This window comes from Moorena sp. SIO4A1 (assembly GCF_010672065.1).
Taxonomy (GTDB): Bacteria; Cyanobacteriota; Cyanobacteriia; order Cyanobacteriales; family Coleofasciculaceae; genus Moorena.
In genome coordinates this window covers 1-22,488 of record NZ_JAAHHX010000006.1, presented here as the reverse complement: position 1 = coordinate 22,488, position 22,488 = coordinate 1, and the positions used below count along the sequence as shown (strand labels likewise).

The following is a 22,488-nucleotide window of genomic DNA, read 5'->3' as shown; positions in this document are numbered from 1 at the left end:
CCTTCAACTGAGAGCAACCTTGAAGCGTTTAGCTACTCAATTGGTAAAATCCGTCCAATCGTGCGGTTTTCTGGTCGAAAAGTTGCCTGAGCCACTCGCTGAATGTCTGCTGCACTCACTGCCTCTATATCTTCTATTTCCTTGAACAAGTTACGCCAATCACCGGTTTTGACCTCATAGGTTGCCAAATTTCTGGCCATACCCATATTGGAATCAAGCGATCGCAATAGGCTAGCCCTTGCCTGAGTTTTTACCCGTTCCAATTCTTGGGGTGAAACTAGTTCAGTTTTGAGCTTTTCAATGTCTTCTGCCAATGCACTTGCCACCTCTTCTACCGTGTGTCCTGGTGCAGTGAGGGCATAGAACAACATTAAATTAGGATATTTATCACCAGGAAAGCCACTAAACCCTGCCGCCGATAGGGCTACTTGTTTCCCTTCTACCAAAGACTTATATAGGCGAGAGGTTCGACCATCACTCAGCAAATTGCCCATAATTTCATAAACCACATGGTCAGGATGGGTAATCCCTGGTCGATGGTATCCTTCCAAATACCAGGGTTGGGAGGGTAATTTCAAGGTAACTTCCTTGGTTTCGGACTGTGGTGGTTCTACCGTAGTGACTTTAGGAATTTCCTTTTGATGGTTGTAGCGTCCAAAGTAGACTTTAGCTAGCCGTTTCACCTGCTTTGGATCCACATCTCCCGCAATAGCTACAGTTAAGTTATTCGGACTATAGTAAGTGTCAAAAAACTCCTGAACATCTTGGCGAGTAAGATTGCGAATGTCTTTGTTGTAGCCAATCACCGGACGCCGATAAGGGTGCTTGGTATAGGCAGTATCCAAGAACGCCTCAATCATTTGACCGATCGGAGAGTTATCAGTGCGCAGACGACGCTCTTCGAGGATTACCTCTTGTTCCTTATAAAATTCTCGAAATACCGGCTCAAGGAAGCGTTCTGACTCTAGGGACATCCACAGCTCTAATTTGTTCGATGGCAAGCTGTAGAAGTACACCGTATAATCCGTAGACGTTGCGGCATTCAAGCCCACGCCTCCTGATTGCTCAATAATCTGACCCAACTCATTTTGCTGGACATACTTAGCCGCCTCAGCTTCGACTTCGGCAAACTCTTCCTTTAACTTAGCCACCTCTGCCTCATTCCCAGTGGCTTGATATTCTTTAATTTGTTTCTTCAACTCGTCCAACTTGTCTAGCAGAATTTTTTCTGCCTCATAGTTGGTAGTACCAATCCGGGTGGTACCTTTAAACGCTAAATGTTCTAAGAAGTGAGCCACACCGGTTTTGCCATCCGGTTCATCCACACCCCCTACATCGGCATAAGTAAAAAGAGAAACTACTGGTGCTTCGTGGTTTTCTAGGACAATGAACTTCATGCCATTATCCAGGGTAAACTCAGTTACCCGTTCGATCACCCGGTCTAGATAGGGTTGGATTGAGGTTGAGGGTGATGCTGGGGTTTCAGTACGGGCTAATGCGATAGTCGAGCATGTTCCCCAGATTAGGATTGCTGCCCCCAGATAAGATAAAATCGATAGGGACTTGATAGATCCTGTCTTGAATAAGCACCGAAGTGGTCTTAAGTGATCAGCAACACGCTGGAGAAACACGACCAATCCATTCTGTTTAATCATACAAGGGTGGCAGTAACGAACTTACAGAACTCTCCCACAACGCCCACCGCTTTCTAGGGTGGGATTTAGTGGTACCGCCTTTAGGCGGCGTGAGGTTAACAACTAATAAGCTAGCGTCTCTTCATCAAGTGTTTGACACTCCCCGCCGAAGTAAGAACGGGGATTCTTAGTTCTACGACACGCCTTAAAATTAGCTATCCTGAAAGGCAATATTCAAGCCAAATACCCGTTCAATCAGCAACCAAGCATCAAGCCTAACTTAACTAATCCCAGTGGGCTTATCTCCCTAAGCGCTAGGTACTAGGAGTGTCTAATATAACTGTTTCTCCCTTCCCTCGTTCCCGTGTGCCCCACGGTACGTTATATATTTTGAATTTGCTACTTTACTGGTTTTCGGTATCCGTTAAGACCCATGCGTTTTAGCGGTGCGACCCGTGGCGAATTTAATTAGCCGTTCGCGAAGCGTCTCCTACGGAGAACGGAAAGCGCACCGGCGAGGTTTTTCGCGCCTCGTGTACTAGCATTTTGCGTGGAACGGGCATCCTGCCCGTAATTGTCGTTATTGAATCAGGTAGTACCGACGAATCCTACCTGTGCGCTTTCTACACAATTATTGTATTATAAACCTTTGCCTTGACAAATTCCGGAAAAATCGCCCGTTTATGGGCACCTCAAGTAGCGTGGCCAAAGGCCAGCTTGAAACCCAAATTTTTGGTCACAATCAAGGCATGATTACCATCACCTACTACTAGAAGCTCAAGCCAACTCTGTCTCAAATTTGACAATTATGGGGTGAAGTGTTGGACAATTTGGATAATAGCGCTACAAGTTTCATTTTGACACCCATGGGAATAATTAATCAGCCAACTCAGTCAGAGACAGAGACCAGGCAACGTATCCTGAGAGCAGCACGACGTTTGTTTGCCAGTCGAGGTTATAACGGGACAACCACCAGGGAGTTAGCCAGTACTGCTGGGGTCGCTGAAGGTACCCTATTTCGTCATTTTGAAAACAAAAAGGCAATTCTGATAGAAGTCGCCACCCAGGGTTGGGTAGACATTCTCACCGATTTGCTCACGGAACTCAGTGAAATGGGCAGCTATAAAGCAGTAGCACAGATGATGCGGCGGCGAATGATGCGTATGGGTGAGAATGCGGATCTGATGCGAGTATGCTTTATGGAAGCCCAATTCCACCCAGAATTGCGCGATCGCATTCAGTCAGAAGTAATTATTAAAATGACGGATGTGGCTGAAGCCTTTTTTGAAACCGCCATTGAGCGAGGCATTTATCGCCCTATGAACCCTAATATTTTGGCTCAGGTGTTCTTGGGCATGTTTGCCGTTGCTGGTTTCAGTCACAATACCATCCTCGATTCAGATGCCTCCCCCAAAGAGATTCAAGAAATGGCAGAAGGCATTGCTGATATTTTCCTCAATGGAGTGTTGGTGAAGGAATAGAGTAGGAATCCCTGAAAATCACAAATTGAAAATGCCAATTGACCATTAAAAATTAAAAATTACCAATGACGAACTAAATCTCGTGCTTGTTTAGTCCATCGTGCCACCTGATCAACACCAGGGCAAAGGTCTCGGCGCTGCATGGTTGCTACCTGTAGGCGTAAAATATTTTGGTGCAAGCGGTGAGGGGGAGTCTGAGCTAGTTGGGTTAAAGAGCATATTCCTGCATGTAACACTAGTCCACAATATTGGCAGCCAATGCTAGGGATACGGGCTAAATCTGCTAGGGCGACCCATTTATTGACGTACTGAGTCTTAACCTTTAACTGGTTAGCTAGCGCTTGTTTAGCTTGGCCAGTGCTTGCCTTTTCGAGCAACTCCCTAGTGGTGGTAATCCCCAATGCTTTGAGTTTTGATTGATCTTGAATACTTAATCCGGGCAACTGCTCAATTGACCAGTCACTGACTTGGGTAGATCTCGGATGAATTTTCGATTTAGTAGACATCTAGACTACCGGGAAATGATGCTTCTAGATTAATCCAGCCGACACCGAACCGCAACAGGGGACTCATACCTTATAGCAGTTCTCTATTGGGTGAGATACCTCGCCCTTGGAGTTGGGAGTATGGAAAGGGCAGAGAGAGTGTGGGAAGTGTGGGGAGATGGGGAAATGGGGAGATGGGGACTCAGATCAGCAACTGGGGTGGAAACCACGCTCAACCTTCAACAAACCACCATACATCAGTATCCGGATCTCGGTTCGGTGGAAATGAATACTGGCTTAGTGTCAAAACCTGCCAGATCACATTTGTGCTTCCAAGAAACTGATGCAAAATATATGGACTTCTGTGGATAAGCTTGGTAAAGCTTTACTAGGGCATATGTGGAGAAGTGTATACCTGAGCTTTCAGGATGCGATCGCTCTGCTTGTAATCCTCTACATTCCTAGTTTAATCGGGCAGTTAATTCTCTCCAACACCTTCTTAGATTTTAGTGTTTGTCTAGATAGTACCATTGGTGTCCAATTTTATGCCAGCTTAATCATCGGTGCCGCTAATTTTTTGCTCTGGATCCTGATTGCTGGTCGCATAATTGGTCGTTTGTGGGCACATTTCAATAATTTTTAATCTCATTAAACTTTTAATTATAACATTTTTAAATCGGTTGAGGTATTTTCCTTCTTGGTTTTAGAATGAAGTTAAGCCGTAACAAAATTACTTTGGAGCAGGAAGCCAAAGCTGGATTGAATTCCCTACTCCAGCAAACAGCTCAAGTTGGGAGTTTTTTTTTCGTCTTGCTGTTAATCAGTCTTGGTAATCCTTCAGGATTAGTCGTCAGTTTGAGTTTTTTGTGGGGAATTGCCTTTGTGGCTTGGCAAGAAAATCAGCGACTGACTGGGAACCGCAAAAGGCAAAAGGCAAAAGGCAAAAGGTAATTTTTTTGCCTAATCTCAACCTAACTCGAAGCTCCTGAGTCCTGGATAAGGAACGAAGGCTCATGTCGAACTCACAAAACTTGGTTTAAAAACGCTCGATAGACTCAAATTCCTTGATTTTTCTGGCATTTGCTGCCTCTCCACAAGTCCGGGGTGTCGGAAATACCTTGCCTGGATTGGCTAAACCCTTGGGATTGAATACCTGATTAACCCATTTCATCGTTTCCAAGTCCACCTTAGTGAACATATCTGGCATAAAACAGTTCTTATCCGCACCAATCCCATGTTCCCCAGATATACTACCCCCTGCTTTCACACAGAGTTTGAGGATTTCGCCACCAACATTTTCTACCTCTTCTAATGCCCCAGGCACCTTTTCATCGTACAAGATTAGGGGGTGTAGATTTCCATCACCCGCATGGAATACGTTAGCTATTGTGTACCCAGATTTCTCGCTTAATGCCTCAATCTCCCTCAAAACCCCGGCTAACTCAGTGCGAGGAATCACCCCATCTTGGACGAAATAATTGGGACTGATCTTCCCTGCCGCAGCAAAAGCAGCCTTGCGACCTTTCCATAATTTCAGGCGGGTTTCTTCGTCACTAGCCGTAGTGATATTTCTTGCCCCATTCTGTTTACACAGTTGGGCAACCCGCTGTTTATTAGTGTCCACTTCTACCTTTAAGCCATCCAGTTCTACGAGCAATATTGCTCCAGCATCCCTCGGATAACAACCTGTTGCCACTATGTCCTCTACCGCATTGATGCTGAGATTATCCATCATTTCCATACCCGCAGGAATGATTCCAGCACCAATAATGTCAGTAACCGCAGTACCAGCAGCTTCAATGCTAGTAAAGTCCGCTAGGAGGACACAAATTGATTCTGGTCTCTTGAGGATGCGCAGCGTAATTTCTGTAGCGATCCCCAAGGTGCCTTCGGAACCAACAAATAAGCCAGTTAGGTCGTAACCAGGCATTTCTTGAACTGATCCCCCTACATCCACGATTGAACCGTCAGGAAGAACCAATTTTAATCCCATGACGTGATTAGTGGTCACGCCATATTTGAGGCAATGGACACCACCAGAGTTCTCAGCCACATTGCCACCAATGGAACAAATAATTTGACTGGAGGGATCAGGGGCATAATAGAAACCCGCACCACTGACTGCTTGGGTCACCCAGTTGTTGATTAAGCCCGGTTGTACTACGATTCGCTGATTTTCCAGGTCAATGTCCAGGATACCCTTCATGAGGGCAGTGACAATCAACACACCATCTTCTATAGGTAGAGCACCACCGGATAATCCTGTGCCAGCCCCCCGTGCCACCCAAGGGATAGAATAGCGATCGCATATCTTAAGCACCTCTGAGACTTGTTCGGTAGTTCGTGGTAGCACTACTACCGCTGGTCGTTGGCGATAGCTGGCCAGACCATCACATTCATAGGTCAACAATTCTTCACGACGTTGAACCACACCATTTTTGCCTACTATCGCCACAAATTTCTTAATGATTGGGGTCCAGTCAGTCTTATGATTCGTCATGTTTCAATAGCGATAGAATAATGTGAACTACCTGACGTTGAAGAATTTCTAGTTGAAGGTGGTCGGGAATGACTTAAGCTAATCCCGTCAGCCGATTTTGCTCAAACTGGTCAAAAAGGTATTAATTATTAAGTATAACGTTTAATGTCTCCTATTTACCTTACTATTTACCTGACCTGAAATGGGGTAAATAGTTTCGAGCTCAATTGCTCATACCTGATTCAAAGTGCTTAGCCATATACCTTCTGCTCCCTTCAATCTACGGGAAGCTAAGGGGTAAATTAGAACCCCTTCGGCGTATAGTCTACATACTTTAGTTAGAGTTTACCATTCCCAAATAATTTTGTAGTTGTGGATTCCTGCTTTTCTTTCTTAACCCTTCATAAATCTGTCCCTACTGGTCAAGATACCTTGGCTGGTGGTATATCTCAAGTCACTATACGTGATGCTCAATTTGAGGATATCAGCACTCTAGCAGATATTCTTGCAGATAGCTTTCACCCTCAAAAAGGGCTGATCAGCTGGGTTCACCCTCTATTAAGACTGGGTATTTACGAAGATTTGCGCCACAGACTGCGATCTAGTTTACCCCATTACCTGTGTTTAGTCGCCGTCACTACCGTTTCCGGTTCTGCTGGTACCAGTGAGATGCTAGCTGGTACTGTAGAGCTAACACTCCGTTCTCGCTATTGCTGGCCAAAGCCCAACTGCCAACATCTTTACCTCTCCAATCTGGCTGTCAGAAAGTCTTGTCGGCGGCAAGGAGTCGGAGAAAATTTGCTCTTGGCTTGTGAGCAAACTGCCCTAGAATGGGGCTTTCAAGACCTCTACTTGCATGTTTTGGAAAACAATTATCAGGCCAGGCAACTTTATCTCAAGAGGGGATATGAACTGCATCGGGTAGAACCAAGCTATACCGGAGGATTGCTTAGGCTTCCCAAACGCTTGCTCTTACACAAGCAGATTAATCCTGCTGGTCTTAGTTCACCGGGTCAGAGTCTGTCTTAGTAGGCTGAATTTCGTCATAATGGAGTTATCAAGCTGACCAATAACACATACATTTGGTGATTTATCACATTGACAAAACAAACAAAATATGTAATACAACATTTTGGCTGCTGACTATCTGTAGCAGAGTATCTTTTTTGTAACAGAACAAAAATGGGGTTATTGATAAAGTTTTCAAGAAAATTGGTTTTTGAAGACCTTGCCCGGATCGAAATTTAGTTTATTTGTGCTACGGTCTACTTGTAAATCCCATGAGATCTACCCTAGTAAACCACAAAAGTTGCTTTATACCAATAAATTGTAGCTATTGATACCAATAATCTAGAATTTAGGATCTAGCCATACAAAGTTTTGGTGTCTTGAAGCCATTTTGAGGTGTTTTTTGATAACTAGTAACTTAGGTTAAACCCAAGTTTATAGTTGGAAATGGTAGTTGAACAAGACTTGACTCTCCGTTTTGTGTATTTTCAAAAATTTACAGCTATTTTAAGGAAAGCGGATCGGGGCTTTTAGCTTGGGTGCTTACCTGCTCTAAGATATTACGCCATATAGTTTCAGATGGAGAGTGAATACCAACACTATTACCAGATAGCTCTTTACCCAAAGGAGGTGGTTGCTCACAACCAGGGTCTCGCCAATCCTCAACCCCTAAGTGGCATGAACCAGGAAAGCCTGAACCTCTGCAAGAATCAGATGAGAGACTCACAGCCATCAGAAATTCTCTCGCAATTTCGGGATAAACAATTGTTAATTGTTAATAGTAGGCGTCGCAATGGCCTAATCATATATAAGCACTACCATGCAGAATTCGCAGGACCAGGTTCGGCTGTAGGAGGAATATTTGATCTTGATTGTCAGGGAGTAGTCCCAGTGGGCAATCTATCATTGGTTTCTCCAGAATCAGCTGAAGAGCGACGGCGTGCTTATTTGATTCGGCGGCAATGGATTCGACTGACTAAACAAATTACAGAATATCCAAGTCCTATACAACGAACCCAACAGATTCTTGAACAGTTTGAGGGATTTGGTTTTGATGCCAACACTATTGCCCAACTGCCAGATGAAGCCTTTGCTCTGCTGGTAGGGGTTTTGCCCTATACAATCAGGAAGGTACGTAACGCCCCTCACCATGAGCATTAAGTCTGGAATCCTTTGGCTGATGCTGATCGTCTCAATTGATTATAAAATTTCTAAATTTAGATTTAGATCTGCGGAATCCCCCCAGCTACCGGTCTCCCGAAGCATTATTTAACTTCAATGATTAGAGCAACTAGCGCTATAGTAGGTAATGGGTAATGGGTAATGGGTAATGGGTAATGGGTAATGGGTAATGGGTAATGGGTAATGGGTAATGGGTAATGGGTAAGAGAGAATTGTGCCAAACCCCTACCTATCACCATTTACTGTTCACCATGGATTATCCTGGCTGCCATCCGATCAGGCTCTGTAGTTGGCGAATAGAGCAATTTCAGCTATAACAGCCCATAGGGTATTTGGCGGGCTTGTCGAAATAATGGAGATAGTTGATTATTATCTAAACTATCTAAGGAATTGTCGGTGTTTAGCCAGTTGGTTACTATGAATGATTTTGACATACTTAAAAAAACTATCGATCGCCTAAGAAGCGAACGAGATGATCTCAAGAAAGAACTAGATACCTACCGAAGTTATCTGGATAAGCGCTCTACAGATATCAGAGCTTTAATTTATACAGAATTACAACTATTTTCCCCAAAAATAGCTGAGGAACTCAGGAAGGAATTCAGAACACAATTTCACCTCGTGATTGCCTTGTTGGTTTTCACTACCCTATTGACCACCGTCAGTGGTTTTGTAGTTATGTCTAGTCTTGTTGATAGTTCGGTAAAAGGACATATCAAAGATCAAGAAGAACAACTTAAGAAACTCAACAAACGTATAAACAATTCTCTATTTGATAACCGAGTTGATCTGCAAGTTCTTCAGCAACAAACTCAAACTATCAAAGCCCAAACTCAAGACTATCAAAAACAAGCTCACTATCTAAATAGTAAGGTACAAAGCTTAGATATCAACGCTTCTACTATAGAGAAAAAACTTAATGCTCTTCTAGAATCAGACCCAGTAGCCTTGGGAGATATAGTTGAACGGATAAATAACTTAACTCAAGATAGTAATCAGCTGATTACTATCTCTCGCAGTATCGAAGAAGTGGCTAATTCACAGATTAAACTGGAGAGTGGAGAGATTTCTGTTAGGGAAGGGAATTTATCAAAGGGTGATGGCAGACGAAGAATATCAGGTGAGCAAAAGTTTAATACCAACTTTTCTTCCGAGCCTGTGGTTTATATTGCTTTAAACGACATCGATAGTGATAATGATGAAAATCTCCGATTAAAAGTTGATGTCACTGATGTCAACCGAGAGGGGTTTCAGTATGTATTGGAAACCTGGGGAGACACGCGGGTTTACAGTGCTAATGCAAGTTGGTTTGCCTATGGCAAATAAATCAGATCTAGTCCGGTTTAATACTTATCATTGAATGGTGTTCGTCAAGGAAAATGGATTCAGCGCTGCATCGCTATTCCCTATTCCCTATTGCCTGGGCGCAGCGCTATAGTTTTTCCACCCACGAATTCGGTCAGGGGAAATAGTTTTGGTTATCCCCTTTCCCTTTGTCTAGCCCTAACGTGAAATCAATAGACTACTAGACATCTCCATAAAATCGGTTTTGACCCAGGCATTACAAGGGTTTGAGGTTAATTTTTGGAGATGTCTACTGGTTTTCTTCTGTCTTCCCCTTGCTGTTACCGGGAGAAGAATTGTATATAGCGTCTAACTGTTGGCGAGCGTCTTCAACGGTCATTGACCGCATCACTAACAGCGGTTCATTGATAGGGTTGCCACTATCATCAAGCAGTTCCGGGTGCGGTACTGACTTAGCAGGAGATGGATTGGCATTCACTTGATTCCGACCCCATTGGGCGGGTGATTTTCCCGATGCTGAGAAAGAACGCTGGGAATCAAAACTCAAACTTAATAGGTTACGAATTAAATTCCCAATCGCTAAAAATGCTATAACAGTAAAGGCAATTAGATAAATTAGGTGTAACATCGTATTGTCCTCCCGACCAAATAGTTGGTCTTTAACTCCTTGTCTTGCTCAGGGATAAAAAACGGCTTTTTATAGGTGGTTAGTTAACCTTAACAAAACGTAGTCCACTATTTCCTCAATCATTTCCTGAATCTAGGTGCGTCAAGATTAGTCATTCCCTGAGGCCGCTGACTCGGATGCACCGGATGCCAATGATCGCAACCGGATTGCCACTCCCCAACATTCTCTCACTAATTGGTGCCATGGCATCATGGTAGAAAGTTCAACTCCTACTTGACCATTAGTGGCGTCAAAAAGCATTTTAGCTGTATTTACCTCCTTCTGGGCTTGCTTTACCCGCTTGAGTAGCTCAGATTGTTCCTCCGTGGTCAAAAAGGTGATATCTTCAGTTTCTAACAACGAAAGCGATCGCTCAAACCAGTAGTCAAAATCTACTAGTAGCGGTTCCAATATGGTTTTCAGTAACTCCGGTGTTGATGGCTGGGGTTGATCCATGATATTAAAAGGGTTTATTTTTTCATAGTCTACCTTAATTATATTTACATTTTTTTACAATTTGTGACATAACCCTTAACACTTTTAGAACACTACTACTCCCTCAAAATTCAATTGAGGGGTAAGCATATGCGCTACTTGAGATGCTACTTGAGGTGCGGTCAGCCGTCAGCGGTCAGCCGTTAGCAGACGTAACTCAGCATTATTGGAATGGTTACCTGTTTTCTTGATGCAAAGCGCTCATGGGGGAAACCACGGCAATAGCGAGTGGGGGGAACCACGGCAGCGCGGTCATGGTTTGAAGTTACCGTAAGATAGTGGAGCCTTATTAACAAATATTTAACCCTTTTCTGCATAACCTGCTAACTATAAAGGCTCCACTATCTAAGGTTTCGTCTCCGGGGAGACCCCCAAGACCGGGCTGCCTCCCCAAGACCGGGCTGCCTCCCCAAGACCGTAATGGTGCGTTTGACCCGTAATTAAATTCGCCACGGGTCGCACCTGAGGCATCGCTTATTCAAAAGCACCATCTGTAGCGTGGCACAGGCTTCGACGCATCGGACCCATTAGCTGATAGCTGATAGCTGATCCCTGAAAGCTGATAGCTGAATGCTTACATTGAGGGGTAAGCTCAAGTCCGGTTGAATACCCATCATAAAGACGATTGATGGCCAGATGGTTAAATGGGGCAGATTTTGATTAAGGGTAATTATCCTGACATGATCTAAAATAGACCTTGGCCAATTAGGCACGCTTGTACTATGCATTTGTGCTATCAATTAAGTACCAAAACCATTAAGCCAACCCGTAACCCCTAACCCCTTGCCCTCACCCTCAAAACTAAATTGAGAGAGTACTACACCAGAAACATGTACTTTGCGAAAAACTAAGCTTTGTATCATAGAGGGATAGCACAAAATTGGTGTTACGGTCATAGCGCGTTACTCAATTCCATAGAACATTCACCGATGGTTAACTCAGAACCCTCCGAACAGCCTGAAAAAATTCATTTGCCCCGTACTAGCGAATCCGATACCCTAAAAAGGCTCCGTCATACGACCTCCCATGTGATGGCGATGGCCGTCCAGAAGCTATTTCCGAAGGCTCAGGTGACTATCGGTCCTTGGATTGAAAATGGTTTTTATTATGATTTTGATCAGCCAGAACCGTTTACTGAGCAAGACCTGAAGAAAATCCAAAAGGAAATGGTCAAAATCATTAAGCGGAAGCTTCCGGTAATTCGGGAAGAGGTGCCACGGGAAGAAGCTCAACGGCGGATCAAGGAACTGGGTGAATCCTATAAACTGGAAATTTTGGCAGATTTAGAAGACCCGATCTCGATTTACCACCTGGGGGATGAGTGGTGGGATTTGTGTGCTGGTCCCCATTTGGAAAATACCAGTGAAATCAACCCGAAGGCTATTGAATTGGAAAGTGTGGCTGGGGCTTACTGGCGAGGGGATGCGAGTAATACTCAACTCCAGCGCATTTATGGTACAGCTTGGGAAAACCCAGAGCAACTACAGGAATATAAGCGCCGTAAGCAAGAAGCCCTGAAACGGGATCACCGTAAGCTGGGTAAGGAACTGGGACTGTTTATTTTTTCTGACCCGGTGGGACCAGGATTACCCCTGTGGACCCCGAAAGGAACGGTTTTGCGTACCCTTTTGAAAGATTTCCTCACGCAAGAACAGCTTAAACGAGGTTATCTACCAGTGGAGACACCCCATATTGGTCGAGTGGACTTGTTTAAGGTATCCGGTCACTGGCAGAACTATAAAGAGGATATGTTCCCGATGATGGCTGAGGATGAGGAAGCAGCAGCCGCAGAACAAGGATTTGTCCTAAAGCCGATGAATTGCCCCTTCCATATCCAAATTTATAAGAGTGAATTGCGCTCCTACCGGGAATTGCCCATGCGCTTGGCAGAATTTGGTACAGTGTATCGCTATGAGCAATCTGGGGAACTGGGGGGGTTGACCAGGGTGCGTGGTTTCACGGTGGATGATTCTCACCTATTTGTGATGCCAGATCAGTTGGATCAGGAATTCATCAATGTGGTGGATTTAATCCTATCAGTGTTCAAAACTCTGCAAATGAAGAACTTTAAAGCACGGTTGAGTTTCCGTGACCCGGCCTCGGATAAGTATATTGGTTCCGATCAGGCTTGGGAAAAAGCCCAAGGAGCAATTCGCCGTGCTGTGGATACCTTGGGCATGGAATCCTCTGAAGCACTAGGGGAAGCGGCATTTTATGGCCCGAAACTGGACTTTATCTTCCAGGATCTCCTGGACAGGGAATGGCAGTTAGGAACGGTACAGGTGGATTACAACTTGCCAGAACGATTTGATTTGGAGTATGTGGCAGAAGATGGCACTCGCCAACGCCCGATTATGATTCACCGTGCCCCCTTTGGGTCTATCGAGCGCCTAACTGGGATATTGATTGAACAGTATGGGGGAGACTTCCCCTTCTGGTTAGCACCAGTACAAGCACGATTGTTACCAGTCGGGGACGCACAATTGCCTTTTGCTCAGGAAATGGCAACAAAAATGCGATCGCATGGGATACGGGCAGAAGTCGATACCAGTGGGGAAAGGCTTGGTAAAGCAATTCGTAATGCCGAAAAGGCTAAAATCCCGGTGATGAGTGTGATTGGTGCCAAGGAAGTCGAAGCAAACAGTTTAAATATTCGTACCCGTGCCGCTGGGGAATTGGGAATGATGCCCATAGACCTGGTTGTAGAAAAGATGGAGCAGGCAAATCGGAATCGGGAGAATTTTTAGACTCTAAAGGGAGTAGGGAAAGAGAGGGGAGTGTCGGAGGTGTGGGAGGTGTGGGGAGATAGGGAGATGGGGAGATGGGAAGATGGGGAGATGGGGAGATAGGGAGATGGGGAGATGGGGAGTTAGATCAGCAACTGGCTTGGTTTCCACGGGGCTGACAAGGTGCGGACCCAGGTGACCAAATTCCCAATTCCCAATTCCCGATTCCCAATTCCCGATTCCCTACTCCCTACTCCCTACTCCCTACTCCCTACTCCCTACTCCCTACTCCCTACTCCCCATTCAACAGTTCTGGCAAAATCCCATCACACAATTTGCGATCGCTTTCACTCAAGGTCGGATTATGCTTCAAATAGTCCCTGATCCAATAGCACCCCTTCACCAATAAATTCTTTAAATCAGAGGTTAAATCACAGCTAGTGGTATGACTCCCCCTGGTAACTATCCCCTGTCCAGGTTTTACACCTAGGAGTGTACTGCCATTAATCGGTCCGCCAACGGTTTTGATTTCTGTACCATCGATATTCCAGATTTTAGCAGTACCATCTTCACTGACCGATACCAAAGTTTGACCGTCAGCCAGGAAACAGGCATTGCACACAGGAGCAAGATGTCCTTTTAGGGTTTTGAATTCCTTACCATCACGAGTCCAAAGCTTTACCGTCCTATCAGAACTAACGGAAGCAATCATTTGACTGTCTGGACTAAAAACAACACCTCTAACTCCTGCTTGATGTCCTTGTAAGGTAGTGATCAGTTTACCATCCAAACTCCACAGTTTCACCGTTTTATCAGCACTAGCGGAAGCCATAATTTCACCATCCCCACTGAATCTCAAACAGACAATTTTTAGACTATGGGCTGGAATCGTATCGATTAAGCTACCATCGAGATGCCAACGTTTAATGGTTTTATCTTCTCCTGCGGAAGCCAGCATCTGACCATCCTGACTGAATCTAATGGTAAGGATTTTAGCAAGATGACCGTTGAGAGTATTTAGCAGTACTCCGTTATCCTGTCCATACTTATCATCAATCCCCCACAACTTGATGATTCTGTCATTACCCGCAGAAGCCAGGATTTTACCATCAGGACTAAAACTTAGACTCCTGATACTCAGACCATGGGCTGGAAAGGTTTGCAGTAAGGCTCCATTAAGATGCCAAATTTTAATAATACCATCCACACTAGCAGTGGCTAATAGTTTTGCTTTAGGACTAAAACTGACACTCCTGACACTAGCTTCATGTCCTGAAAATGTTCTGAGTAATGTGCCGTCTAGACTCCATAGTTTTACTGTTTTATCTTCACTAGCTGAAGCATACTGCTGACCGGTAGAATTAAAACAAAAGCCGATAAGTTTACCAGTATGGCTTTGCTGAGTATTGAGTCCAATGCCCTTGAGACTCCAAAGTCTGATAGTTTTATCTACACTAGCAGAAGCCAGTAGCCGTCCATCGGGGCTGAAACTTACCCCACACACAGACCCTTTGTGTCCTCGTAAGGTCTTGAGCTTAATGCCATCAAGGTTATAAAGTCGAATTCGATTATCTTTACTGGCTAGTGCTAACATTTGACCATCGGGACTAAATCTAACCCGATACACTGGCAAGCCATAATTATCGATGGAGTTGAGTTCTTTGCCATCTATATTCCAGAGTTTAACGGTACCGTCCGAACTCCCGGAAGCCAGCATCCGACCATCTGGACTAAAGCAGACACTCCAGACACCCCTTGCATGACGATTGAAAATTTTGGGCCAACTACTGTCTAAATTCCAGAGTTTGATAGTGCCATCTTCACTAGCGATCGCAAGGGATTTACCATCAGGACTAAAACTAATCCCAAAGTTAGCAGGACCAAACCTGGTCAGGGTTTTAATCCGAGTACCATTAGGATGCCACAGCTGGATCGTGCCATCTTTACTAGCAGCAGCAATGGTGTTACCATCGGGACTAAAACTAATGTTGAAAACTTGGTTTTTATGACCTCTGAGAGTTTTCAGTAACTTGCCATCCCGTTGCCAGAGTTTGATGGTGCTATCAGCACTAGCAGAGGCAAACATTTCACCATTGGGACTAAAGCTAATGCTAAACACTTGCTCCTTGTGACCCCGACAGCTTGCCAAAGCTTTCCCATCAATTCCCCAAATCTTGATGGTGCCATCTTCACTAGCAGAGGTAATTAGTTTACCATCAGGACTTAAACAAACACCAAATACTCCCGCATCATGTCCTTCCAAACGATTGCACTCTTGCAAGTTATTGATAATTTCCTGAAGCTGATTCACTTGTTGCTGTTTGATATCAGGAGCAACCTCTGTGGTGAGTAATCGTTTACCAGCTTTTACACTAGCGATCAATGCTCCTAACTGGTCGTGGGAAGATAGTAGAGCTTGAGATAGAGAACTCAGGGCTTTAATTTCTGCAATTTCTGCTCGTCTTCGTTCCTTTTGTTCTTGATGAAGTGCTTGCTTTAGTTCTTCTTTGGTCAGTTTTAACTCCGCTAGGATTTGAGGCTCTTGTCCTTGGCGAATAAATGATACTAAATAATCATGAACTAACTGATAACGATCAGCAGGATATTCTGGCACTTCAAATACTAAACCAGAACCCACTAACACCTCCATTACTAAATCCAGTTGCTCCTCTTCTAAGTCCAAATCTTCAGCTAATTCAGCCTGAGTTTTTAGCGGTCGCATCCCGTTTTCATCGGTCAGTAAATATAAAACAAGTTTAGTGATTCGTTCGTTCTCTTCACCACAGTCTTTAATAGCTGTTTCTAGGTATCGTTCAACCAGTTTTTCCTTCGGACCTTTGGCTAGATAATCTGCTAAGGTGGTAATTTTTTCGGCTTGGAGCTGAGCTCCTACCACTTGCAACTCAATGGGGAGCACCTCATTGGTATCTCCTGCTAAATCCTTGACTAGAGCATCGGTTAGGGTTGGCTCTAGAGAAAATGCCGTGTGTTCCGTTAAGCTTTTAATAACTGATTTAGTTTGCTTTGGGGAAAAGTTACCGAGATAGTAAAGAATCGTTTTATCTAAAATATTGTTGTTAATGACATCTAATTGAATTAGACGGTTACACTCTAACAAGTAATGAAGGTCATCTTCTCTAAGGGATAAAATAATTTTAACATAGGGAATATTCAAACAGATCTTCATAAATTCATATAAAACCATTCGTTGCTTTCTGTCTTTAGCCGCAAAGAAAAATTCTTCAAATTGGTCAAAGACTAAAACCACTAGGATATTGTATTCTGTTATTTCCCAGAATGTCTTGAGAATTGCGGCTGTTGTTTCTAGAGTATTACCATGATACTTAATCAGTTTTTTTTCTGCCAGAGACTTGGCTAAGGCTTTTCCAAATTCGGGAATCCAATCGGTATAAACTTGCTGGAAAACCGTTAATACCTCACGGGAGCCAATGGTTTTTTGTTTCAAGGTGGGAATTAACCCAGCTTGGACAAGGGAACTTTTACCTACTCCTGATTGACCATAAATTACCGTTAGTTTATGGTCACTACGGCCCATACGTTGCATTAAGCGATTGACATCCCCTTGTCTACCAGAGGCCGCAATGGCTGGGGTCACAGAATTGTGGTAGTCTAGATTCGGTAATGCTGGGTTAGTTACCTGTTGTTTAGGCTGCAATCGACCAGCACCAATAAAGGCTCGAAAATTGTACTGCTGCTCAATGGAGCGTCGTTCTTGTTTAACCCGAAAAGCAGTCAAATAGTTACCTTGTTGGCAGTAGCACTGGCGCAATTCTTCTAAAATCCGAATGTAAAGCTCTGGATCATACTGGGCTTTGGTTCTGGCTTTGGCCGTTTCCAGAGTTGTCAGACTGTCTTGGATTTTAGCTTGCTGCTGTTGCTGTTGCGATCGCGCAGCCCCACGATGCGATCGCGCTAGAGACAATAAATACCAACCTTGGTGAAATGAGCGCTCCCAATCACAATCGGTATCGAGTGAGCATGAGGTTGGTGTACACAATTCAGACAATGCCTGTTCTAAGATTAACAGAGCCTGTTGGGCTAACTGTTGCGCTTTAGTCCAATCAGATTTCCATAAGGCGACTTCTGCTAAAAAGCCATAGGCTCGCGCTAGTCTAAACGGATTACCATAGGTTTGATGGAGAGTCAAGGCTTTGTTAGCAACCGCCTCCAACTCATCCCACTGCCCTAGTCGTTGTAGTACCTCTGCCCAAGGATTAATAAACTTGGCAACTAAGTCTGGTCGCTCAGCCTGTTCAAAGACCTTAATACATTGCTGATAATACTCTGCGGCATGACCACAAGCGACTTGATGCTCAGCCCGATGTCTCTCAGCATAGGTACGCCACCATAATCCTAAATAGTACAGTAAGCATCCAACCCGCTCTGATGAGGAAGTGAATGTTTGGGGTTTTTCCTGGGTTGCCCTGGCCTCTGGCTCAATCTGCTGCCATTGGGCTAAACTACGCTGATAATGTTCTAGAGACTCTTGTGATGACCCATCAGCGGCACGACCCAAAACAAATTCTAAGCTGGCTTCTAACCGTGGGTCTAATCTGACCTTACGATGGTTTAGCTCATTCTGGGCTGACTTTAACTCCGTGCGGCGAGTCGAACCAATGCCCAAATTCAGGTCATCATTGTCTAGAAATCTGCCAGCACCAGAGTTTAATACTTTGCCATAGACCTGATTGACCGTTTGCTCAATAAAATCAATTAACTCATCCGTTGCCATCTCAAAGCCTATGGGAGTAGCAGCCCAACTGGTGAAATCTGGTGCTACTCGCCTCAGCTTGTGTTGGACCTGATCGGTTACCCATAACACCAGGGGGAAGGGGAAGGTTTTGCGAAATTCATCCCGTGCATTATTGGTAGAAACCAATAACCTATCAATATCCCTAACTAATTCCAAATTGTGAACAATAAGGGCATCGGGTAGTATTGATGTCAGTTCCGCTTGAACATTGCTATAGAGGTTAAGAGCCGATGAGGCCAAAGCCCTGGAGTGAAACTTAATCTGGTAGCGTTCTGTCAGTTGTTGTGTTAAGCGCTGCCGCAATGATTGATAATTACAACGGGCTAAAATCAGAGAAAATTGTCCCTGAGAAAATGCGATCGCCCGTGCTAGCATTCTTAATGATTCATTGTTATTGCCATTGAAATCTTTGGGTTGGAGCGTCATATTTATTCCAACGGTTGTGCTTCTGCCAGAATCTGATTTACGCCCTGACCATCCCCTCTGCTGATCTTGGTAGCCATGGAGCGCGTTCATGGGGGGGTTTCTACCATTATTGACTACTGCAAACCCTTAGGGTTTCCACCGTTGGGCAACGGTTTTGGTTTCCAAGGGTAGTGCGTTCGCGTAGCGTGGCCGTTCGCGTAGCGTGGCCGAAAGGCCAAAAGGCCAGACAAGGGTTTGATAGGGATCTTCACCCTTTACTCGCCTTTGCTGCAACACCTGAAACAGTAATTCCCATTATTTACCAGTAACCGCTGGCACCTGAATCTTCCGTTGCTTTCTGATTACCTTTTCCAAGCAACGACCTCTAGGAAGTTGATCTATTATACCACATTTTTTTTGTTGTTCGCGTAGCGTGGCCTTTTGGCCAAGATTGGTTGGTTGAAGGTTGGTTGGTTGAAGGTTGGTTGGTTGAAGGTTGGTTGGTTGAAGGTTGGTTGGTTGAAGGTTGGTTGGTTGAAGGTTGGTTGTTCCCATAGCGTGGCCGAAAGGTCAAGGTTGTTGGGATCTGATATCGTAGTCAAGGTTATAAGAATATAAGTTTTCAGCGCAATAGTTTAGGAGTAAAACGATGGCACTAGTTAATTCGACAATGTTGTCCTTAGGTACCAAAGCACCAGAGTTTCAGTTACCGGATGCAGTGTCTGGCGAGACGATTTCCTTAGAGACCTTTGCCGGTAAGCAGGGGTTACTGGTAATGTTTATCTGCCGTCATTGTCCTTTTGTTAAACATGTACAGGGAGAATTGGCCAAGCTAGGGAAAGACTATGCCGATGCTAATCTCGGTATGGTGGCAATTAGCGCTAATGATGCGGATAATTACCCGGATGATGCTCCCGATCAACTTAAGGAAATGGCTCAGGCGCTGGGATTTACCTTTCCCTTCTGTCATGATCAGAGTCAGCAAACGGCTCAGGCTTATACAGCTGCTTGTACCCCAGATTTTTTTCTATTCGATGCTAACCAAGAGCTAGTTTACCGAGGTCAATTGGATGATAGTCGTCCTAGTAATGGGATACCAGTTACCGGTAAGGATTTACGAGCAGCTATTGATGCGGTGCTAGGGTCGCAACCGGTGAATTCTGAGCAAAAGCCTAGTATTGGTTGCAATATTAAGTGGAAGCCGGGGAATGAACCAGCTTATTTTGGTGTTTGATATGTTGTTGAATTGAGAATGAAGAATGTAGAATGAAGAATGAAGAATGCAGAATGAAGAATTAAGAATGTAGAATGAAGAATGTAGAAGAATGTAGAATTAAGAATGTAGAAGAATGTAGAAGAATGTAGAATTAATAATTTAGAATGCAGAATGCAGGGTGTTGCTGAATCAAGGAATGAATAGAAGTAGAGTGGGCTACTGCCCGCCCGAAAATAAGCATGAAACTGGCAAGATGCCAGTTCCACCAAGATGCCCATTCCACAAAACTCTTAAAATCATTCCATTATTAAGCAACGCCGAATTATCAATTATCAATTATCAATTATCAATTATCAATTCTTAATTCTTAATTCTTAATTCTCAATTCTCAATTCTCAATTCTCAATTCTCAATTCTCAATTCTTAATTCTTAATTCTCAATTCTTAATTATAATCCTCACCGAACTGAGAACTGTTAAAAGATTAGATATTATACTCCTCTGCCCATTTCTTTAGCTCCTCCAGAAATCTCAGGGCTGTGCGACCAAAATCTGTGATCTCATAGGCCACAGCAATGGGCTTGGTACTGATTACGTTACGGTTGACTAGGCCCGTATCCTCCATTTCTCTAAGTCGCTGGGTCACCATTTTTTTGCTAGCTCCGCCGATCTGGCGCGCTAGATCGTTGAATCGCATCGGGCCATCCTTGAGATGCCAAAGAATCGATCCTTTCCATTTGCCACCCAAAATCCGCATTCCACGCTCGATTGGACAGGGGCTGAGACAGGGGTCAATGGCCTTCTTGATGGCATCACTATCGGTTTTGATGTCGATGTCACTATCAGTTTCGATGTCAATGCTGTGTTCGCGTAGCGTGGGCCTATGCCCATCGCTATCTATTTCCATGTCCATGAAGGAACTCATATTTTATACCTGGTTACTAAACGTAGACTAGTTGACTATCGTAACTTAAATTTTTACCATGAAGCAATACATGAAGCAATAACTGTACACATTATCTGATGGGAGGAAGTAGTCTGATGAAAACCCTGCTTTTGATTTTGGGCAAAGAGACTAAGGAGTTCGCTAAAGGCCGCTACAATCAAGGTCTTTTCGAGATAGCGGTGGAGATATTGAAAGATCAATACGAGCTACTGACCACTGTTGTGGAAGACGGCTACAACATTCCAGAGGAGATTGCGAAATTCAAGCAAGCTGATACGGTGATTTTTCAGTATCCCGTGTACTGGTTCATGATGCCGTCAACTTTGAAGCGTTACATAGACGATGTCTACGCCTATGGTGAGTTTTTCGGGCACAGTAATGGCTCATACGGATCGGGTGGCCTGATGAATGGCAAGAAATTCATGCTGTCTACTACATGGAATGCGCCCGCCGACGTCTTTAATAATCCCAATAGTTTTTTTGAAGGACTCTCACTACAAGAGGTGCTGCTGCCCATGCGTAAGAGCCATGAGTTTTGTGGCTTCGAGGAATTGCCCCATTTCGCGTGCTACAACGTCATCAAAAATCCACAATTTGACGCTGACCGAGAACGGTACATCAGTCACCTAAAGATGGTGTTTCTTGACCCCGACCATGATTTAGGTGTTGAAGTGGCGAAGCCTCTGTCTGCTCCGTGCTCCAAAGCTCATTAAAACTAACTCAAGCGTCAATATCTCATCCAAAGAAAAATCATGACGAAACAAGCTGAGATTCATCTTTACACTGCATCGACTATGAACGGATGGAAGCCGCTGATCTTTCTTGAAGAAGCAGAGGTGGACTATGAGATGACCTATATTGACTTTTCCAAAAAAGAACAGAAATCAGACTGGTACAGATCTCTTAATCCCAATGGGCGCATCCCGACCATCGTGGATCGTGGTAATGACGATTTTGTGGTTTTTGAGTCGGGTGCGATTCTTTGGTATCTAGCTGAGAAATATCAAAAGTTCCTTCCCGAGGGGGAAAAAGCTCGATCCCAAGCGCTTCAGTGGCTGATGTTTCAGATGAGTGGCATTGGACCGATGATGGGTCAGGCGATGTACTTTCAGCGGATTGCAGAACCTCAAGGGCATCGTGATGAATTTGCCATCAAGCGCTATGGGTCAGAATCACGAAGGCTACTGGAAGTCTTGGATCAGCAGCTTGAGGGGAAAACTTACATCCTTGGCAATGAGTTCACTATTGTAGATATGGCCACTTATCCTTGGGCACGAGCTTATTACTGGGCGAAAGTATCGGTGGATGGGCTGAAAAACCTTCAAGGCTGGTTTGACCGTATTGATGCCCGACCTGCAACTCAACGGGCACTAGAGCTCCCTAAACCCTTTCCTGCCTTTTTTGGAAAAGGGGATGTGGCTGCGGCAGAAGCTGCTAATTCCGCACGTTTTCAAAGTGATATTAAACCATAAGCCATGGATGATGGAAACAAAAATTAACACTCGGGGAAATAAAAATGTGATAAAATCCTAGTCGTTGATCAGGGAAGATTGGGCAAAGCAAAATTTTTGTCCAAGGTGTTTGTTTGCCAAAAATGTTGGTCAAAAATAAGCACATCCCTTGATTTGATCCAATAAAAGGCTATCTATACCTTTTTGACTGTTTACAGTTAACTGTTAACCGTTA

At 44.3% G+C, this 22,488-nt stretch carries 22 protein-coding genes; 12 read left to right on the top strand and 10 right to left on the bottom strand.

Going from position 1 to position 22,488, the window contains the following annotated elements; all coding sequences use genetic code 11:
• Positions 1–32: 32 nt before the first annotated feature.
• Complete coding sequence (locus F6K53_RS05585) at positions 33–1,655, bottom strand: pitrilysin family protein (protein ID WP_293066383.1); 1,623 nt, start codon at positions 1,653–1,655, stop codon at positions 33–35.
• Between the two features lie 845 nt (positions 1,656–2,500).
• Between F6K53_RS05585 and F6K53_RS05580 the strand changes: the two genes are divergently transcribed.
• Complete coding sequence (locus F6K53_RS05580; RefSeq protein WP_293036647.1) at positions 2,501–3,115, top strand: TetR/AcrR family transcriptional regulator; 615 nt, start codon at positions 2,501–2,503, stop codon at positions 3,113–3,115.
• A gap of 59 nt (positions 3,116–3,174) precedes the next feature.
• On the opposite strand, the gene F6K53_RS05575 is transcribed toward F6K53_RS05580, so the two are convergent.
• Complete coding sequence (locus F6K53_RS05575; protein ID WP_293019798.1) at positions 3,175–3,621, bottom strand: DUF4332 domain-containing protein; 447 nt, start codon at positions 3,619–3,621, stop codon at positions 3,175–3,177.
• A 165-nt stretch (positions 3,622–3,786) separates the two neighbouring features.
• On the opposite strand from F6K53_RS05575, the gene F6K53_RS05570 reads away from it, so the two are divergent.
• The 3 genes from F6K53_RS05570 to F6K53_RS05560 all read left to right on the top strand — a co-directional run bounded on the left by F6K53_RS05570 (position 3,787) and on the right by F6K53_RS05560 (position 4,551).
• Complete coding sequence (locus F6K53_RS05570; protein WP_293080065.1) at positions 3,787–3,972, top strand: hypothetical protein; 186 nt, start codon at positions 3,787–3,789, stop codon at positions 3,970–3,972.
• A 25-nt stretch (positions 3,973–3,997) separates the two neighbouring features.
• On the top strand, positions 3,998–4,243 hold the full coding sequence (locus F6K53_RS05565; RefSeq protein WP_293019795.1) for a hypothetical protein: 246 nt from the start codon (positions 3,998–4,000) through the stop codon (positions 4,241–4,243).
• 65 nt (positions 4,244–4,308) lie between these two features.
• Positions 4,309–4,551, top strand: coding sequence for a hypothetical protein (locus tag F6K53_RS05560; RefSeq protein ID WP_293019794.1), 243 nt, complete (start codon positions 4,309–4,311; stop codon positions 4,549–4,551).
• Positions 4,552–4,636: 85 nt separating this feature from the next.
• Here F6K53_RS05560 and glcD read toward each other — a convergent pair whose 3' ends face one another.
• Entirely contained in the window at positions 4,637–6,100 is a 1,464-nt protein-coding gene (gene glcD / locus F6K53_RS05555; RefSeq protein ID WP_293019793.1) for a glycolate oxidase subunit GlcD, read from the bottom strand.
• Between the two features lie 351 nt (positions 6,101–6,451).
• Here glcD and F6K53_RS05550 point away from each other — a divergent pair, with 351 nt between their 5' ends.
• The gene (locus F6K53_RS05550) at positions 6,452–7,108 is read left to right on the top strand and encodes a GNAT family N-acetyltransferase (protein WP_293019791.1); all 657 of its coding nucleotides are present in this window, start codon (positions 6,452–6,454) and stop codon (positions 7,106–7,108) included.
• 558 nt (positions 7,109–7,666) lie between these two features.
• Positions 7,667–8,248 carry a hypothetical protein gene (locus F6K53_RS05545; protein ID WP_293019789.1) on the top strand — a complete coding sequence of 194 codons (582 nt, stop codon included), beginning with the start codon at positions 7,667–7,669 and terminating at the stop codon, positions 8,246–8,248.
• A gap of 104 nt (positions 8,249–8,352) precedes the next feature.
• On the opposite strand, the gene F6K53_RS05540 is transcribed toward F6K53_RS05545, so the two are convergent.
• Positions 8,353–8,508 (bottom strand): hypothetical protein, encoded by a 156-nt coding sequence (locus F6K53_RS05540; protein WP_293080062.1) that lies wholly within the window; start codon positions 8,506–8,508, stop codon positions 8,353–8,355.
• A 178-nt stretch (positions 8,509–8,686) separates the two neighbouring features.
• On the opposite strand from F6K53_RS05540, the gene F6K53_RS05535 reads away from it, so the two are divergent.
• Complete coding sequence (locus tag F6K53_RS05535) at positions 8,687–9,595, top strand: H-type lectin domain-containing protein (protein WP_293019785.1); 909 nt, start codon at positions 8,687–8,689, stop codon at positions 9,593–9,595.
• Between the two features lie 268 nt (positions 9,596–9,863).
• On the opposite strand, the gene F6K53_RS05530 is transcribed toward F6K53_RS05535, so the two are convergent.
• Together F6K53_RS05530 and F6K53_RS05525 are read right to left on the bottom strand one after the other, a co-directional pair.
• Positions 9,864–10,202 (bottom strand): DUF2973 domain-containing protein, encoded by a 339-nt coding sequence (locus F6K53_RS05530; protein WP_293044052.1) that lies wholly within the window; start codon positions 10,200–10,202, stop codon positions 9,864–9,866.
• A gap of 147 nt (positions 10,203–10,349) precedes the next feature.
• A complete protein-coding gene (locus tag F6K53_RS05525; protein ID WP_293019781.1) occupies positions 10,350–10,697 on the bottom strand; it encodes a DUF2605 domain-containing protein in 348 nt (115 codons plus the stop codon).
• Positions 10,698–11,665: 968 nt separating this feature from the next.
• On the opposite strand from F6K53_RS05525, the gene thrS reads away from it, so the two are divergent.
• Positions 11,666–13,483, top strand: coding sequence for a threonine--tRNA ligase (gene thrS / locus F6K53_RS05520; protein ID WP_293080059.1), 1,818 nt, complete (start codon positions 11,666–11,668; stop codon positions 13,481–13,483).
• Between the two features lie 174 nt (positions 13,484–13,657).
• Positions 13,658–13,846 (top strand): hypothetical protein, encoded by a 189-nt coding sequence (locus F6K53_RS05515; RefSeq protein ID WP_293070998.1) that lies wholly within the window; start codon positions 13,658–13,660, stop codon positions 13,844–13,846.
• Here F6K53_RS05515 and F6K53_RS05510 read toward each other — a convergent pair.
• From F6K53_RS05510 to F6K53_RS05500, 3 genes are all read right to left on the bottom strand, one after another.
• Positions 13,755–18,752, bottom strand: a complete 4,998-nt coding sequence (locus F6K53_RS05510; RefSeq protein WP_293071000.1) for a tetratricopeptide repeat protein — start codon at positions 18,750–18,752, stop codon at positions 13,755–13,757. The genes F6K53_RS05515 and F6K53_RS05510 overlap by 92 nt on opposite strands.
• Before the next feature lie 36 nt (positions 18,753–18,788).
• Positions 18,789–18,935: a hypothetical protein gene (locus tag F6K53_RS05505; RefSeq protein WP_293071002.1), complete on the bottom strand. Its 147-nt coding sequence runs from the start codon at positions 18,933–18,935 to the stop codon at positions 18,789–18,791.
• 107 nt (positions 18,936–19,042) lie between these two features.
• Positions 19,043–19,243, bottom strand: a complete 201-nt coding sequence (locus tag F6K53_RS05500) for a hypothetical protein (protein ID WP_293071004.1) — start codon at positions 19,241–19,243, stop codon at positions 19,043–19,045.
• Positions 19,244–19,290: 47 nt separating this feature from the next.
• On the opposite strand from F6K53_RS05500, the gene F6K53_RS05495 reads away from it, so the two are divergent.
• Complete coding sequence (locus F6K53_RS05495; RefSeq protein WP_293071006.1) at positions 19,291–19,875, top strand: thioredoxin family protein; 585 nt, start codon at positions 19,291–19,293, stop codon at positions 19,873–19,875.
• Between the two features lie 465 nt (positions 19,876–20,340).
• On the opposite strand, the gene F6K53_RS05490 is transcribed toward F6K53_RS05495, so the two are convergent.
• Complete coding sequence (locus tag F6K53_RS05490) at positions 20,341–20,781, bottom strand: helix-turn-helix domain-containing protein (RefSeq protein ID WP_293071008.1); 441 nt, start codon at positions 20,779–20,781, stop codon at positions 20,341–20,343.
• Between the two features lie 116 nt (positions 20,782–20,897).
• Between F6K53_RS05490 and F6K53_RS05485 the strand changes: the two genes are divergently transcribed.
• On the top strand, positions 20,898–21,515 hold the full coding sequence (locus F6K53_RS05485) for an NAD(P)H-dependent oxidoreductase (RefSeq protein ID WP_293080056.1): 618 nt from the start codon (positions 20,898–20,900) through the stop codon (positions 21,513–21,515).
• 39 nt (positions 21,516–21,554) lie between these two features.
• Positions 21,555–22,274 (top strand): glutathione S-transferase family protein, encoded by a 720-nt coding sequence (locus F6K53_RS05480; RefSeq protein WP_293071012.1) that lies wholly within the window; start codon positions 21,555–21,557, stop codon positions 22,272–22,274.
• Positions 22,275–22,488 lie beyond the last annotated feature (214 nt).

Excerpts from the sequence above, each read along its gene's own strand:
- F6K53_RS05585 (WP_293066383.1), bottom strand. The coding sequence starts at position 1,655 with ATGATTAAACAGAATGGATTGGTCGTGTTTCTCCAGCGTGTTGCTGAT.
- F6K53_RS05580 (WP_293036647.1), top strand. The coding sequence starts at position 2,501 with ATGGGAATAATTAATCAGCCAACTCAGTCAGAGACAGAGACCAGGCAA.
- F6K53_RS05575 (WP_293019798.1), bottom strand. The coding sequence starts at position 3,621 with ATGTCTACTAAATCGAAAATTCATCCGAGATCTACCCAAGTCAGTGAC.
- F6K53_RS05570 (WP_293080065.1), top strand. The coding sequence starts at position 3,787 with ATGGGGAGATGGGGACTCAGATCAGCAACTGGGGTGGAAACCACGCTC.
- F6K53_RS05565 (WP_293019795.1), top strand. The coding sequence starts at position 3,998 with ATGTGGAGAAGTGTATACCTGAGCTTTCAGGATGCGATCGCTCTGCTT.
- F6K53_RS05560 (WP_293019794.1), top strand. The coding sequence starts at position 4,309 with ATGAAGTTAAGCCGTAACAAAATTACTTTGGAGCAGGAAGCCAAAGCT.
- glcD (WP_293019793.1), bottom strand. The coding sequence starts at position 6,100 with ATGACGAATCATAAGACTGACTGGACCCCAATCATTAAGAAATTTGTG.
- F6K53_RS05545 (WP_293019789.1), top strand. The coding sequence starts at position 7,667 with ATGGAGAGTGAATACCAACACTATTACCAGATAGCTCTTTACCCAAAG.
- F6K53_RS05540 (WP_293080062.1), bottom strand. The coding sequence starts at position 8,508 with ATGGTGATAGGTAGGGGTTTGGCACAATTCTCTCTTACCCATTACCCA.
- F6K53_RS05535 (WP_293019785.1), top strand. The coding sequence starts at position 8,687 with ATGAATGATTTTGACATACTTAAAAAAACTATCGATCGCCTAAGAAGC.
- F6K53_RS05530 (WP_293044052.1), bottom strand. The coding sequence starts at position 10,202 with ATGTTACACCTAATTTATCTAATTGCCTTTACTGTTATAGCATTTTTA.
- F6K53_RS05525 (WP_293019781.1), bottom strand. The coding sequence starts at position 10,697 with ATGGATCAACCCCAGCCATCAACACCGGAGTTACTGAAAACCATATTG.
- thrS (WP_293080059.1), top strand. The coding sequence starts at position 11,666 with ATGGTTAACTCAGAACCCTCCGAACAGCCTGAAAAAATTCATTTGCCC.
- F6K53_RS05510 (WP_293071000.1), bottom strand. The coding sequence starts at position 18,752 with ATGAACGCGCTCCATGGCTACCAAGATCAGCAGAGGGGATGGTCAGGG.
- F6K53_RS05495 (WP_293071006.1), top strand. The coding sequence starts at position 19,291 with ATGGCACTAGTTAATTCGACAATGTTGTCCTTAGGTACCAAAGCACCA.
- F6K53_RS05490 (WP_293071008.1), bottom strand. The coding sequence starts at position 20,781 with ATGAGTTCCTTCATGGACATGGAAATAGATAGCGATGGGCATAGGCCC.
- F6K53_RS05485 (WP_293080056.1), top strand. The coding sequence starts at position 20,898 with ATGAAAACCCTGCTTTTGATTTTGGGCAAAGAGACTAAGGAGTTCGCT.
- F6K53_RS05480 (WP_293071012.1), top strand. The coding sequence starts at position 21,555 with ATGACGAAACAAGCTGAGATTCATCTTTACACTGCATCGACTATGAAC.